At 74.1% G+C, this 13,518-nt stretch carries 13 protein-coding genes and 1 rRNA gene; 12 read left to right on the forward strand and 2 right to left on the reverse strand.

What is annotated here, in order from left to right; translation table 11 throughout:
• From rrf to ACIP5K_RS32365, 3 genes are all read left to right on the forward strand, one after another.
• A 5S ribosomal RNA gene (rrf, locus tag ACIP5K_RS32355) occupies positions 1-94 on the forward strand; the annotation flags it as partial.
• A gap of 158 nt (positions 95-252) precedes the next feature.
• The gene (locus ACIP5K_RS32360) at positions 253-1,443 is read left to right on the forward strand and encodes a hypothetical protein (RefSeq protein ID WP_401415337.1); all 1,191 of its coding nucleotides are present in this window, start codon (positions 253-255) and stop codon (positions 1,441-1,443) included.
• Positions 1,335-2,084, forward strand: coding sequence for a hypothetical protein (locus tag ACIP5K_RS32365; RefSeq protein WP_401415339.1), 750 nt, complete (start codon positions 1,335-1,337; stop codon positions 2,082-2,084). The genes ACIP5K_RS32360 and ACIP5K_RS32365 overlap by 109 nt, the downstream gene beginning before the upstream one ends.
• A 66-nt stretch (positions 2,085-2,150) precedes the next feature.
• Here ACIP5K_RS32365 and ACIP5K_RS32370 read toward each other — a convergent pair whose 3' ends face one another.
• Positions 2,151-3,467 (reverse strand): DUF1015 family protein, encoded by a 1,317-nt coding sequence (locus ACIP5K_RS32370; protein WP_401415341.1) that lies wholly within the window; start codon positions 3,465-3,467, stop codon positions 2,151-2,153.
• Between the two features lie 71 nt (positions 3,468-3,538).
• Between ACIP5K_RS32370 and ACIP5K_RS32375 the strand changes: the two genes are divergently transcribed.
• From ACIP5K_RS32375 to ACIP5K_RS32390, 4 genes are all read left to right on the forward strand, one after another.
• Positions 3,539-4,600 carry an HAD-IIA family hydrolase gene (locus ACIP5K_RS32375; protein WP_401415343.1) on the forward strand — a complete coding sequence of 354 codons (1,062 nt, stop codon included), beginning with the start codon at positions 3,539-3,541 and terminating at the stop codon, positions 4,598-4,600.
• 114 nt (positions 4,601-4,714) lie between these two features.
• Positions 4,715-5,761, forward strand: coding sequence for a FecCD family ABC transporter permease (locus ACIP5K_RS32380; RefSeq protein ID WP_401415345.1), 1,047 nt, complete (start codon positions 4,715-4,717; stop codon positions 5,759-5,761).
• The gene (locus tag ACIP5K_RS32385; protein WP_401415347.1) at positions 5,758-6,795 is read left to right on the forward strand and encodes a FecCD family ABC transporter permease; all 1,038 of its coding nucleotides are present in this window, start codon (positions 5,758-5,760) and stop codon (positions 6,793-6,795) included. The genes ACIP5K_RS32380 and ACIP5K_RS32385 overlap by 4 nt, the downstream gene beginning before the upstream one ends.
• A 35-nt stretch (positions 6,796-6,830) precedes the next feature.
• Positions 6,831-7,685 carry an ABC transporter ATP-binding protein gene (locus ACIP5K_RS32390; RefSeq protein WP_401415349.1) on the forward strand — a complete coding sequence of 285 codons (855 nt, stop codon included), beginning with the start codon at positions 6,831-6,833 and terminating at the stop codon, positions 7,683-7,685.
• On the opposite strand, the gene ACIP5K_RS32395 is transcribed toward ACIP5K_RS32390, so the two are convergent.
• The gene (locus tag ACIP5K_RS32395; RefSeq protein WP_401415351.1) at positions 7,669-8,016 is read right to left on the reverse strand and encodes an SCP2 sterol-binding domain-containing protein; all 348 of its coding nucleotides are present in this window, start codon (positions 8,014-8,016) and stop codon (positions 7,669-7,671) included. The two genes, ACIP5K_RS32390 and ACIP5K_RS32395, sit on opposite strands and share 17 nt — an antisense overlap.
• 42 nt (positions 8,017-8,058) lie before the next feature.
• Between ACIP5K_RS32395 and ACIP5K_RS32400 the strand changes: the two genes are divergently transcribed.
• The 5 genes from ACIP5K_RS32400 to ACIP5K_RS32420 all read left to right on the forward strand — a co-directional run bounded on the left by ACIP5K_RS32400 (position 8,059) and on the right by ACIP5K_RS32420 (position 13,462).
• Positions 8,059-8,322, forward strand: a complete 264-nt coding sequence (locus tag ACIP5K_RS32400; protein ID WP_401415353.1) for a hypothetical protein — start codon at positions 8,059-8,061, stop codon at positions 8,320-8,322.
• 7 nt (positions 8,323-8,329) lie between these two features.
• Positions 8,330-9,145, forward strand: a complete 816-nt coding sequence (locus tag ACIP5K_RS32405) for a TlyA family RNA methyltransferase (RefSeq protein WP_401415354.1) — start codon at positions 8,330-8,332, stop codon at positions 9,143-9,145.
• The gene (locus tag ACIP5K_RS32410; protein ID WP_401415356.1) at positions 9,142-10,047 is read left to right on the forward strand and encodes an NAD kinase; all 906 of its coding nucleotides are present in this window, start codon (positions 9,142-9,144) and stop codon (positions 10,045-10,047) included. Before ACIP5K_RS32405 ends, ACIP5K_RS32410 begins: the two co-directional genes overlap by 4 nt.
• A 203-nt stretch (positions 10,048-10,250) precedes the next feature.
• Positions 10,251-11,984, forward strand: coding sequence for a DNA repair protein RecN (gene recN / locus ACIP5K_RS32415; RefSeq protein WP_401415561.1), 1,734 nt, complete (start codon positions 10,251-10,253; stop codon positions 11,982-11,984).
• 344 nt (positions 11,985-12,328) lie between these two features.
• Positions 12,329-13,462: a glycosyltransferase family 4 protein gene (locus ACIP5K_RS32420; protein ID WP_401415358.1), complete on the forward strand. Its 1,134-nt coding sequence runs from the start codon at positions 12,329-12,331 to the stop codon at positions 13,460-13,462.
• The last annotated feature ends 56 nt before the right edge of the window (positions 13,463-13,518 follow it).

The raw sequence follows: 13,518 nt of genomic DNA on the forward strand, positions 1-13,518 counted from the left end.
AACGCCCGGTTACATTCCGAACCCGGAAGCTAAGCCTTACAGCGCCGATGGTACTGCAGGGGGGACCCTGTGGGAGAGTAGGACGCCGCCGAACTAAATTTGAGAGGACCCTTGGTCCCGGCACACATGCTGGGGACCAAGGGTCCTTTTTGTATTTCCAGAACTTATCTCGGAGCGCGCCGGCACCCCGGCTGCGCGAGAATGACTGCGGTACCGAAGACAGGAGCCCACCGATGCCCACCAACTCTCCCGATGAGCGACCCGAGCGCGACCAGCGCCGCCGGGACAGTGGTGACCGGGGCGGGTACCGCGGAAACACCGGCGGCCCGCGTCGCGACCGCCGCGACGACCGTCCGTCCTTCGGTGACCGTGACCGTGACCGGGACCGTGGGCCGCGTCGTGACGGGGACCGTCCTCCCTTCCGGCGTGATGACCGACGCGATGACCGTCCCTCGTACGGTGCCCGCCGTGACGACAACCGTGGTGGTGGCTTCCGCGATCGTCGTGACGACAACCGTGGCGGCGGCAGCGGTGGCGGCTATCGCGACCGTCGTGACGGGGACCGACCCTCGTACGGCGACCGTGACCGTGATCGTGGGCCGCGTCGTGACGGGGACCGTCCTCCCTTCCGGCGTGATGACAACCGTGGCGACCGGCCGTCCTATGGTGCCCGCCGTGACGACAACCGTGGCGGTGGCGGTTACCGCGATCGGCGCGACGACCGTCCGTCCTTCGGTGACCGCGACCGTGACCGTGATCGTGGGCCGCGTCGTGACGGCGACCGTCCTCCCTTCCGGCGTGATGACCGACGCGATGACCGGCCGTCCAACGGCGGCCGCCGTGATGACAACCGTGGTGGCGGTGACCGGCGTGACGGTGACCGTCCCTCGTACGGTGCCCGGCGTGACGACAACCGTGGTGGTGGCTTCCGCGACCGCCGTGACGACAACCGTGGCGGCGGCAGCGGCGGCGGCTACCGCGACCGGCGTGACGGGGACCGACCCTCGTACGGCGACCGCGACCGTGACCGTGATCGTGGGCCCCGTCGTGACGGCGACCGTCCTCCCTTCCGGCGTGACGACCGGCGTGACGACCGACGCGACGACCGGCCGTCCTACGGCGCCCGTCGTGACGACAACCGCGGTGGCGGCGGCTTCCGTGGACGCGATGACGACCGTGGTGCGCGCGGGCCGCGGCGGGACGACCGTGGTGGGCGGCCCGGTGGGTTCCGGGGCCGCGACGACCGGCGGGACGACCGGCGCGGTGACGACCGGCGCGGTGGCGGCTTCCGTGGGCGTGACGACCGGGACCGGGACCGTGAGCCGATCAAGCGGTTGCCGATCCCCGAGGACGTCTCCGGGTTCGAGCTCGACAAGGGCGTACAGCAGGAGCTTCAGTCGCTGCCGAAGGGGCTGGCCGAGGATGTCGGCAAGAACCTGGTGATGGTGGCGCGGCTGATCGACGAGGACCCCGAGGGTGCCTACGGGTATTCGCGGATCGCGCTGCGGCTCGCCTCGCGGGTCGCCGCCGTCCGCGAGGCCGCCGGTTTCGCCGCGTACGCGAACCAGAAGTACAGCGAGGCGCTGGCCGAGTTCCGTGCCGCGCGGCGCATGACCGGCAACGTGGAGCTGTGGCCCGTCATGGCCGACTGCGAGCGCGGGCTGGAGCGGCCGGAGAAGGCGCTCGACATGGCCGGAGCGCCCGAGGTGCAGAAGCTCGACAAGGCCGGACAGGTCGAGATGCGGCTGGTCGCGGCCGGGGCGCGGCGGGACATGAGGCAGCTCGACGCCGCCATCGTCACCCTCCAGAGCCCCGAGCTGGCCTCCAACTCCGTCCAGCCGTGGACCGCGCGCCTGCGCTACGCGTACGCCGACGCGCTGCTCGCCGCCGGGCGTGAGGGCGAGGCGCGCGAGTGGTTCGCGAAGGCCGTCGAGTCCGACAAGGACGGCAGCACGGACGCGTCGGACCGGCTCGCCGAGCTGGACGGCGTCGAGTTCGTCGACGCCTTCGACGACAGCGACGAGGACGGCGCCGCGCCGGCCGGGCAGGCCGACGACGAGCAGGAGCAGGACCGGGAGCGGTAGGAACGGGTCTGTGCGGTGAAGGCGGGCGGGTTCCCCTCGGGGAGCCCGCCCGTCCGTCGTTGCCCGTCAGTCGTCGGTCAGAGTGCGCAGGACCAGGCCCGTCGCCGGCTTCGGGCCGAACGAGGTCGACTTGCGGGGCATCGTCACGCCCTGCCGCGCGAGATCGCGGACGACGTCCTCGTGCACCGGGTGCATCAGCACCGCCGTCCCGCCGTCCCGGCGCGCCTTGTCGACCGTGGCCTGCGCGTCGTGGATGTACGTGACATCGGCCGGCGAGTCCTCCGCGATGCCCCAGACATGGCCGAGGAGCGTCCCGTGCAGCACCGTCGCGTCCAGCGTGCGCCAGGCCTCCGGGCGGTCCGCGCGGATCGTGCGGGCGAGCAGGGCCGGATCCGGGCGGTCCAGGAGGTGGTACGTGTCCGTGGCGCCGCCGGCCAGCAGGAAGGCGTTGCCGTCGGCCGCCGCCCGCGCCAGAGCGTCCATGGCGCGCGGCAGCGGGCCCCGCACCTCGCGCACGCGGAACGAGCCCTCCACCCCGGCCAGGGCCTCGTCGAGGGGGAGCCGGTTGAGGAGGCGGTGGATGGCGCGGACCCGCAACGGATAGCGGGCCGTGTCGACCAGGAGCACCAGACCGTAGTCCCACGGGGAGGACACGGACGGCGGGTGCTCCGTGCGCAGCCGCAGATAGGTCGCCCAGCGGTGGTGGCCGTCGGCGATCAGGGCCTGGTGGGAGGCCAGGTCGGCGTGGACGCGGGCGACCTCCGCCGGATCCGTGACGGCCCACAGGCGGTGGCTGTAGCCGTCCTCGGTCGTCGTCGACAGCAGCGGCGGGTCCTGCACGGTGCGCTCGATGACGGCCGCCGTGCCGGTCGCGTCGCCGGCGCCGTTGCCGTCGCCCCGGTAGGTCAGCAGCAGCGGTTCGAGGTTCGCCTCCGTGGCGCGCATGACGCCCGCACGGTCCTCCACCACATGCGGCATCACGCCCTCGTGGGGGAGCACCACACCCTCCGCCGCCTCGGACAGGTGCAGGGCGCCGATGACACCGCGCTGGAGGAGGTCGCCGCCGCGCTGCTCGTAGACGTACAGGGCGGGCTCCGGGTCGGGCGCCAGGACGCCCTCGCTGAGCCAGTGCCGCAGGGTGGCGGCGGCCTGCGCGTTGCGCGTGCCGGGATCCGTCGCCTGCGGCAGGATCAGGCGCACGATGTTGAACGGATCGGCGCTCTCCAGATGGAGCAGGCCGTCGGGGCGTACGACGACGTCGTACGGGGGTGAGGTGACGGCGGCGAGGCTGCCGACCCGCTCGGGAACGTACCGCACGCCCCTGAACGGCTTCAGGTCCAGGCCGTGGTGTCCCGTCTGTACCGTGCGACCTGCAGTGTTCATTCGAGCATCGTACGAGTGTCGGCGCGGTGAGGGATGATCGGGGAGTCGGATGGAACGAGGAGCGATACGTAATGAGCCAGAGTGAGCGCGAGGCGGCCGGCAGCGGGCCGCGAGTGCGGCCCGACGGCAGTGCGCGGGCGTTGAGCGAGGCCTACGACACCGCCCTGCTCGATCTCGACGGGGTCGTCTACGCGGGCGGGCACGCCATCGACCACGCGGTGGAGTCGCTGGCCACCGCGCGGAAGGGCGGGATGAACCTCGCGTACGTGACGAACAACGCGCTGCGCACCCCGGACAGCGTCGCCGAGCACCTGAGCGAGCTGGGGATCCCGACCGGCGCCGACGACGTGATCACCTCCGCGCAGGCCGTCGCCCGGCTGATCAGCGAGCAGGTGCCCGCCGGGGCGCGGGTGCTGGTCATCGGCGGCGAGGGACTGCGGGTCGCCCTGCGCGAGCGCGGGCTCGAACCCGTCGAATCCGCTGATGACGACCCCGCCGCCGTCGCCCAGGGGTACGGCGGGCCCGACATGACCTGGGCACGGTTCGCGGAGGCCGGCTACGCGGTCGCGCGCGGCGTGCCGTGGTTCGCGTCCAACACCGACCTGACGATCCCGAGCGGCCGTGGCATCGCCCCGGGCAACGGCGCGGCGGTGGAGGTCGTCCGGATCGCGACGGGTGCCGACCCGCAGGTCGCCGGCAAGCCGCTGCCGCCGATGCACCGCGAGACCGTGCTGCGGACCGGGGCCGAGACCCCCCTGGTCGTCGGCGACCGCCTCGACACGGACATCGAGGGGGCGTTCAACGGCGGGGTGGACTCGCTGCTCGTCCTCACCGGCGTCACCGACGGGGCGCAGCTGCTGGCCGCGCCGCCGCAGCACCGGCCGACGTACGTGGACCGCGATCTGCGCGGGCTGCTGCGCGGGCAGCCGGACGTCGAGGAGACGGACGGCGGATGGCGGTGCGGCGGCTGGACCGCGTCGGCCGGCGACGAGCGCCTCGAACTCACCGGCGACGGCGACCCGGTCGACGGGCTGCGGGCCCTGTGCGGCGCCGCCTGGGCGGCCGCCGGGGACGGAGTCTGCGAGCGGGACTCTGTGAAGGTTCTGGAGCGGTTGGCGCAGGCGGGGCTTTAGCGGCGCGCCACCCGGTCACGCGTGGGGGACAAGGGCCCGGGCGCCGTCGGCCCCGGGCCGGTCCCGACGTTCCCCGCACCGCTGGGTAGCGGGAGGATAGGTTAGCCTAACCTCGTGTTGGTCGAGAGTCCCCCAGAAGCCGGCGCGGAGACCGCTCCCGCGCCCCCCGGCCGTCGTACGACGCTCCGCACCGTCGTCCTGCTCGGCGCGGTCCTCCTCCTGGTGGCGGTCGCCGTGGCGAGCATCGCCGTCGGCGCGAAGTCGCTCACGCTCGACCAGGTCCGGCACGGGCTCTTCCACGACACCGGCACCTACGCGGACGTGGTCGTCGGGGAGCGCGTCTCGCGCACGGTGCTCGGACTGCTGGCCGGGCTCGCGCTCGGCCTCTCCGGCGCCGTGCTCCAGGCGCTCACCCGCAACCCGCTGGCCGACCCCGGCATCCTCGGCATCAACATGGGGGCGTCCGCCGCCGTCGTCACCGGCATCAGCTTCTTCGGCGTGACCACGCTCAGCGGGTACGTGTGGTTCGCCTTCGCGGGCGCCGCCGCCGTCGGCGCGCTCGTCTACGTGCTCGGAGGGACCAGGAACGCGACGCCCGTGCGCCTCGCGCTCGCCGGAACCGCCGTCGCCGCGGCGCTCTCCGGCTACCTCTACGCCATCATGATCACCGACGATGTCGCGCTGAACCGGATGCGCTTCTGGCAGGTCGGCTCGCTGGCCGGCGCCAGCATGCACACCGTCCAGCAGGTCTGGCCGTTCATCGCGGTCGGCACCCTGCTCGCGCTCGGCCTGGCCCGGCCGCTCAACGCCATGGCCATGGGCGACGACACCGCACGGGCGCTCGGCGCCCACCTCGGACGGACCCGCGCCCTCGGGATGGCCTCCGCGACGCTGCTGTGCGGCGCCGCCACCGCCGCGTGCGGGCCCATCGCCTTCGTCGGCCTGATGGTGCCGCACATGGTGCGCTCCTTCACCGGCCCCGACCAGCGCTGGCTGCTGCCCTACGCGGCGGTCCTGTCGCCGGTGCTGCTGCTCGGCGCCGACGTGCTCGGCCGGATCGTGGCCCGGCCCTCCGAACTCCAGGTCGGCATCGTCACCGCCGTGCTCGGGGCGCCCGTCTTCATCGTTCTCGTACGACGCCGGAGGATGGCCCAGCTGTGAAGACCATCAAGGCGGTCCGCACCCCGGGCGGACTCTCGGTACGGCTCGACCCGCGCACCGTCGCCGTCGTGGCCGCCCTCCTCGTCGCCGTGCTCGCCGCGGGCGTCGTGCTCATCGGCACCGGCGACTTCCCCATCCCCGCCCTGGACGTGCTGCGCACCCTGACCGGTCACGGGAACGCCGGGCAGGAGTTCATCATCAACGACCTGCGGCTGCCCCGGGTCCTCGTCGGGCTGCTGGTGGGCGGCGCGCTCGGCCTGTCCGGCGCCCTGTTCCAGTCCATCTCCCGCAACCCGCTGGGCAGCCCAGACGTCCTCGGCCTCGGGCAGGGCGCCACCGCCGGCGCCCTCGTGATGATCGTGATCTTCGGCGGCAGCGCGGCCCAGGTCGCGCTCGGGGCGCTCGTCGGCGGTCTCGTCACCGGCGTCGCCATCTACGTACTCGCCTGGAAGCGGGGCGTGCACGGCTACCGGCTGGTCCTCGTCGGCATCGGCGCCTCCGCCTTCGTCACCGCCGTCAACGGCTATCTGCTGACCAAGGCCGACTTCGTCGACGCGGCCCGTGCCACCGTCTGGATGACCGGCTCGCTCAACGGACGCGACTGGACCCAGGTGTGGCCGCTGCTGATCCTGTTCGTCGTCGTCGCCCCGCTCGTCGCCTACCACGGGCGGCCGCTGCGGATGCTGGAGATGGGCGACGACGCGGCCGGGGCGCTCGGCGTGCGCGTCGAGGCGACCCGGCTGGTGCTGCTCGGCGCGTCCGTGGTGCTGACCGCCGCCGCCACCGCCGCCGCGGGCCCGGTGAGCTTCGTGGCGCTCACCGCCCCGCAGATCGCCCGCCGCCTGACCAGGTCGCCGGGGCCGAACCTGCTGGCCTCCACCGTCCTCGGCGCCACCCTGCTGATCGTCGCCGACCTGGTGTCGCAGCGGGCGTTCGGCGCCGACCAGCTGCCGGTGGGCGTCGTCACGGGCGTCGTCGGCGGCGTCTATCTGCTGTGGCTGCTCGTCACCGAGCGCAAGGCGGGGCGGATTTGAGTCCCGGTATTCGTACGAACCAAAGGAGCACCGCCGTGAACAGGCTGATAGCCGACGACGTGACCCTCGGATACGACCAGCGCGTCATCGCCGAGAAGCTGTCCGTCGAGATCCCCGACCAGTCCTTCACGGTGATCGTCGGCCCGAACGCCTGCGGCAAGTCGACGCTCCTGCGCGCCCTGTCGCGCATGCTCAGGCCCAGCACCGGCCGGGTGCTGCTCGACGGCCACGTCATCCAGTCGATGCCCGCGAAGAAGGTCGCCAAGACGCTCGGCCTGCTCCCGCAGTCCTCGGTCGCGCCCGACGGCATCACCGTCGCCGACCTCGTCGCCCGCGGCCGCTACCCGCACCAGGGACTGCTGCGCCAGTGGTCGCCGGAGGACGAGAAGGTCGTCCGCGAGGCGATGGAGTCCACCGGCGTCGCCGAACTCGCCGACCGGTACGTCGACGAGCTCTCCGGCGGCCAGCGCCAGCGCGTCTGGATCGCCATGGCGCTCGCCCAGCAGACCCCGCTGCTGCTGCTCGACGAGCCGACCACCTTCCTCGACATCCAGCACCAGATCGACGTCCTCGACCTCTGCGCCGACCTGCACGAGGAGCAGGGGCGCACGCTCGTCGCCGTGCTGCACGACCTCAACCACGCCGCCCGGTACGCGACGCACCTGATCGCGCTGCGCGACGGACAGGTGATCGCCGAGGGCGCGCCGAAGGACATCGTCACCGCCGACCTCGTCGAGCGGCTCTTCGGGATGCGGTGCCAGGTCATCGACGACCCGGAGACCGGCACCCCGCTGGTGGTACCCGCGGCGCGCAAGGCCCGCGGACAGCGGAGCACCGACGGCCCGCGGGCGGAGGCCGCCCGGGCGGACGTCGCTAAAGCAGCGTCCTGAGGCGCAGCAGGTCGCGGAAGGACGCCTCCAGCCTCACACGGCCGGCGGCCCACGCCTTCGCGAAGTTCAGCCGCCCGTCCACCAGCGCCACGAGGTCGTCGCCCGTCATCGCCAGCCGGATCTGCGCCTTCTCGGCGGGCGGCCCCGGGCGGGTGCCGAGCACCGTGATCCGGCCGTCCTCCAGACGGCCGGAGAACGTCGTGTCCAGGTCCTTGATGTGGCAGCTCAGCGAGCGGTCCAGGGCGGCCGCCGCGCGTACGTCGCCGCCCGCGCCCGCCATGGTGTCCGAGAGCCTGCCCAGTGCCGCGCGGCACTCTTCGATCGTCGCCATCGCGACCGACGGTACACCGGCGCCACGAGGTAGCGTCTGGGCATGAGCGAGACTCCCGCCGCCGGGGCCCCGGTGCCGGCGCAACCGTCGTACGACCCCGCCGCGCCCGCCCCGCTGGGCGTCGAGCGCGCCCGCACCGGCAACCCGGAGGTGGACGGGCAGCTGGAGCGCCTGGCCGATGTCGACCACCTCGCGGCAGACGGACACGCCAAGGTGTACGAGGATGTACATCAGGGGTTGCGCGGCGCGCTGAGCGCGCTGGACGCGCGGCCCCGGCCCTCGTCCCCGTATGAGCACAGGAGCTGAACCGACCGTGGCAGGTGTGGCACGTCGCCGCCTCGACGCCGAACTCGTCCGCCGCAAGCTGGCCCGCTCGCGCGAGCACGCCAGCCAGCTGATCGCCGCGGGCCGGGTCGCCGTCGGCAAGACCGTCGCGACCAAGCCCGCGACCCAGGTGGAGACGGCCGCGGCCATCGTCGTGCAGTCGGACGCCGACGACCCCGAATACGTCTCGCGCGGCGGGCACAAGCTCGCCGGCGCCCTGGCGGCGTTCCTGCCGCGCGGGCTGGCGGTGGCGGGGCGGCGGGCCCTGGACGCCGGGGCCTCCACCGGCGGCTTCACCGACGTGCTGCTGCGCTCCGGCGTCGCGCACGTCGTCGCCGTCGACGTGGGGTACGGGCAGCTCGCCTGGTCGCTCCAGAGCGATGAACGCGTCACCGTCAAGGACCGCACGAACGTGCGCGAGCTGACGCCGGAGGCGATCGACGGCGTGCCCGTCGACATCGTGGTCGGCGACCTGTCCTTCATCCCGCTCGGCCTGGTGCTGCCCGCCCTCGTGCGGTGCGCGGCACCCGACGCCGACCTGGTGCTGATGGTGAAGCCGCAGTTCGAGGTCGGCAAGGACCGGCTGGGCAGCGGCGGTGTCGTGCGCAGCCCCGAGCTGCGCGCCGAGGCCGTGCGCGGGGTCGCCGCCCAGGCGTTCGCGCTGGGGCTCGGCGTGCGGGGCGTGACCGCGAGCCCGCTGCCGGGGCCGTCCGGGAACGTCGAGTACTTTCTGTGGCTGCGTGCCGGTGCGCCCGCGCTGGACCCGGCCGACGTCGACCGTGCAGTGGCGGAGGGGCCGCGTTGACCCAGACCCGAGCTCGTACTGTGTTCCTGCTCGCGCACACCGGGCGGCCCGCGGCCATCCGCAGCGCCGAGCTCGTCGTCGAGGGGCTGCTGCGCAGCGGCCTCGGCGTGCGCGTGCTGGAGTCGGAGGCCTTTGACCTGCCGCTGCCCGACTCCGTGGAGCTGGTGAAGGAGGCGACCCCGGCCTGTCTCGACGGGTGCGAACTGCTCATCGTGCTCGGCGGCGACGGGACGCTGCTGCGCGGCGCCGAGTTCGCCCGCGCCTCCGGCGTGCCGATGCTCGGGGTGAACCTGGGGCGCGTGGGCTTCCTGGCGGAGGCCGAGCGCGACGACCTGGACAAGGTCGTCGACCGGGTCGTCACCCGGGAGTACGACGTCGAGGAGCGCATGACGATCGACGTCGTCGTGCACCGCAACGGCGACGTGGTCCACGAGGACTGGGCGCTCAACGAGGCCGCCGTGCAGAAGGTCGAGCCCGAGCGGATGCTGGAGGTCGTCCTGGAGATCGACGGCCGCCCCGTCACCGGGTTCGGCTGCGACGGCATCGTGTGCGCCACCCCGACCGGGTCGACCGCCTACGCGTTCTCTGCGGGCGGGCCCGTGGTGTGGCCGGAGGTCGAGGCGCTGCTGATGGTGCCGATCAGCGCCCACGCGCTGTTCGCGAAGCCGCTGGTCACCTCGCCGAACTCGGTGCTGGCCGTGGAGGTGCAGCCGCACACCCCGCACGGGGTGCTGTGGTGCGACGGGCGGCGGACCGTCGAGCTGCCCGCGGGCGCCCGGGTGGAGGTCCGGCGCGGGGCCGTCCCGGTGCGGCTGGCCCGGCTGCACCACGCCGTGTTCACCGACCGGCTCGTGGCCAAGTTCGCGCTGCCGGTCGCGGGGTGGCGCGGGGCCCCGCACTAGGCCTGTCCGCTCGGCGGGGCGCGGCGCCGGACGCGCGGTTCCCCGCGCCACTCGGGCACGCGCGGTGCACGGCCGCCCCGCCCGTCCCGGCACACGCACGGGTGACAGAGGGCCGCGCACCACCTGCTGGTTCGGGGCCGAGGGCCGGGGTCCGTCGCACGGAGGGCCCGGGACCTCGTAAGGTCGTGTTCGTGTTGGAGGAGATGCGGATACGGTCGCTCGGAGTCATCGACGACGCGGTGGTCGAGCTGTCACCCGGTTTCACGGCGGTGACCGGCGAGACCGGCGCGGGCAAGACCATGGTCGTCACGAGCCTCGGGCTGTTGCTGGGCGGGCGCGCCGATGCCGCGCTCGTGCGGATCGGCGCGAAGCACGCGGTGGTCGAGGGGAGCGTCACGGTGCCCGCCGGCTCGGGCGCGGCGGCGCGGGCCGAGGAGGCCGGGGCCGAGCTGGAGGACGGCGTGCTGCTCGTCAGCCGTACCGTTTCCGCCGAGGGGCGCTCGCGGGCGCACCTGGGCGGGCGCTCGGTGCCCGTCGGCCTGCTCGCCGAGCTCGCCGACGACCTCGTCGCCGTGCACGGCCAGACCGACCAGCAGGGGCTGCTCAAGCAGGGACGGCAGCGGCAGGCGCTCGACCGGTACGCCGGGGACGCCGTCGCGAAGCCGCTCGCCGGGTACGCGGGCGTGTACAAGCGGCTGAAGGCCGTCGGCGCCGAGCTGGAGGAGATCACCACGCGCGCCCGGGAGCGGGCGCAGGAGGCCGATCTGCTGCGGTTCGGGCTCGACGAGATCGCCGCCGTGGAGCCCCGCGCCGGCGAGGACGCCGAACTGGCCGAGGAGGCGTCGCGGCTCGGGCACGCCGAGGCGCTGGCGTCCGCCGCCGCGGTCGCCCACGGCGCGCTCGCCGGGAACCCCGAGGACCCGGAGGGCGTCGACGCCCAGACCCTGGTCGGCGGCGCCCACCGGGCGCTCGAAGCGGTCCGCTCGCACGACTCCGCCCTCGGCGCGCTCGCCGAGCGGATCGGCGAGGTGCAGATCCTGCTCACCGACGTGGCCGCGGAACTCGCCGGGTACGCGGACGACTTGGACGCCGACCCGCTGCGGCTCGCGGCCGTCGAGGAGCGCCGCGCCGCGCTGACCGCGCTCATCCGCAAGTACGGCGAGGACGGCGGCGGCACCGAGGCCGTGCTGACCTGGTCCGAGCGGAGCGCCGCGCGCCTGCTCGAACTCGACGGCGACGACGAGCGGATCGGCGAACTCACCACCGAGCGCGACGCGCTGCGCACCGAACTCAGCACGTTCGCCCAGGAATTGACGCACGCCCGGGTGGAGGCGGCCGCGCGGTTCGCCGCCGCCGTCACCGAGGAGCTGGCCTCGCTCGCGATGCCGCACGCCCGGATCTCCTTCGACATCCGGCAGACCCCGGCCGACGCCGGTGACGGCGTGGAGGTCGACGGGCGGACCGTGACGTGCGGGCCGAGCGGCGCCGACGAGGTGGAGCTGCTGCTCGCCCCGCACCCCGGTGCCCCGCCGCGGCCCATCGCCAAGGGCGCTTCCGGCGGCGAGCTCTCCCGCGTGATGCTCGCGGTCGAGGTCGTCTTCGCCGGCACCGACCCGGTGCCCACCTACCTCTTCGACGAGGTCGACGCCGGGGTCGGCGGCAAGGCCGCCGTCGAGATCGGCCGGCGCCTCGCCAAGCTGGCCAGGTCGGCCCAGGTCGTGGTCGTCACGCATCTGCCGCAGGTCGCCGCGTTCGCCGACCGGCAGCTGCTGGTCGAAAAGACGAACGACGGCTCGGTCACCCGTTCCGGCGTCACCGTGCTCGAAGGGGAGGACCGCGTAAGGGAGTTGTCGCGGATGCTCGCCGGGCAGGAGGACTCCGAGACGGCGCGGGCCCACGCGGAGGAGCTGCTGGCCGCGGCCAGGGCCGACGCGTGAGCGCCTCCCCGGCGCGGGGCCGGGGGCAGGGTCACCGCGGGGCGCGCGGTGACCGGGCGCCCGCGGGCACGCGGTGGCGCTGAGCCCGGTCAACTCACCCATGTGAGTGGTCCGGTGTGCCGTGTTGCCCGGACTCGCGCGGTGCGAGACCGTGGGCGGTGCCGGAACGCCCGTACGGACTGGCATCCTTGGCTGCTGAGGCGCCGGCCGCCCCGGACCCGCGACCCCCGTACACCCATGCCCACGGACTTCCCGCACCCCTCGCACCGTTCCCACCTCCCGTATCCCTCGCACCCAGTCCACCCCACGCACCTCTCGCACCTATCGACCAGGAGCCCGGTCACGTGAGTCACGTGAGCAGCCACGCAGCGCACGGACAGAAGCCGCTGCGTACCGTGCAAGTGCTGGGCGGCGGCAGCGCGGGCAGCAGCGCCCACGTGCGCTCGCTGACGGCCGGGCTCGTGGCGCGCGGCGTGCGGGTCACGGTCTGCGCGCCCGCCGAGGCCGAGCACGCCTACGGATTCGGCGACGTCGGCGCCCACCACCTGGCGGTGCCGCGCAGCAGCGACCCGGCGTCCCTCGCCGCGCTCCGGGTGGCCTGCGCCGACGCCGATCTGGTGCACGCCCACGGACTGCACGCGGCCCTGCGCGCCTCCCTCGCGCTCAGCGGCCGCCGGATCCCGCTGGTCGTCACGTGGCACACCCGGTCGTACGCGGAAGGGGCCCGGGCCTCGCTCCAGCGGATGCTGGAGCGGCGCGTCGCCAAGGCCGCGTCCGTCGTGCTCGGCACCTCCTCCGACCTGGTCGACCGGGCCCGCACCCGGGGCGCGCGGGACGCCCGGCTGGCCGCCGTGTCCTTCCCGCCGCCGTACCGCCCCGAGCCGCTCCGGGAGGACGACGCCGAGCGCGCCCGCAGCAAGACGCGCGCCGAACTGGGAGCCGTGGGGCGCCCGTTGCTGATGTCGGTCGGCACGCTGGAGCGGCACCGCGGCTACGAGGTACTGCTCGACGCCGCCCACGCCTGGCTGGACCTCGACCCGGCCCCCCTGCTCGTCATCGCGGGGGAGGGGCCGCAGCGCAGCATCCTCCAGCGCCGCATCGAGGGCGAGGGCCTGCCGGTGCGTCTCGTCGGCCGCCGGGACGACGTCGCCGACCTGCTGCACGCCGCCGACGTCGCGGTCCTGCCCAGCAGTTGGGAATCGCGCTCCCTGCTCGCCCAGGAGGCCCTGCACGCGCGGGTGCCGCTCGTCGCCACCGACGTCGGCGGCATCCCCGAACTGGTCGGCGACGCCGCCGAGTTGGTCCCCTACGGCGACGCGCCCGCGCTGGCCCGCGCGATCGAACGCCTCCTCACGGACCCGGACCGGTGCGCCGAACTGCGCGCGGCCGGTGCCGCGCAGGCCGCGTCCTGGCCGAGCGAGGACGCGACGGTCACCCAGGTCCTCAGCGTCTACGACGAGTTGACCGGCACCTTCTGAGACCGGCACCTTCTGAGACCGGCACCTTCTGAGACCGGCACCTTCTGAGGGCACGC

The sequence above is a fragment of the Streptomyces sp. NPDC088785 genome (assembly GCF_044750685.1).
GTDB lineage: Bacteria > Actinomycetota > Actinomycetes > Streptomycetales > Streptomycetaceae > Streptomyces.

Coding starts and splice junctions, on each gene's coding strand:
- ACIP5K_RS32360 (WP_401415337.1), top strand. CDS start 253: ATGAGCGACCCGAGCGCGACCAGCGCCGCCGGGACAGTGGTGACCGGG.
- ACIP5K_RS32370 (WP_401415341.1), bottom strand. CDS start 3,467: ATGAACACTGCAGGTCGCACGGTACAGACGGGACACCACGGCCTGGAC.
- ACIP5K_RS32375 (WP_401415343.1), top strand. CDS start 3,539: ATGAGCCAGAGTGAGCGCGAGGCGGCCGGCAGCGGGCCGCGAGTGCGG.
- ACIP5K_RS32395 (WP_401415351.1), bottom strand. CDS start 8,016: ATGGCGACGATCGAAGAGTGCCGCGCGGCACTGGGCAGGCTCTCGGAC.
- ACIP5K_RS32400 (WP_401415353.1), top strand. CDS start 8,059: ATGAGCGAGACTCCCGCCGCCGGGGCCCCGGTGCCGGCGCAACCGTCG.
- recN (WP_401415561.1), top strand. CDS start 10,251: ATGCGGATACGGTCGCTCGGAGTCATCGACGACGCGGTGGTCGAGCTG.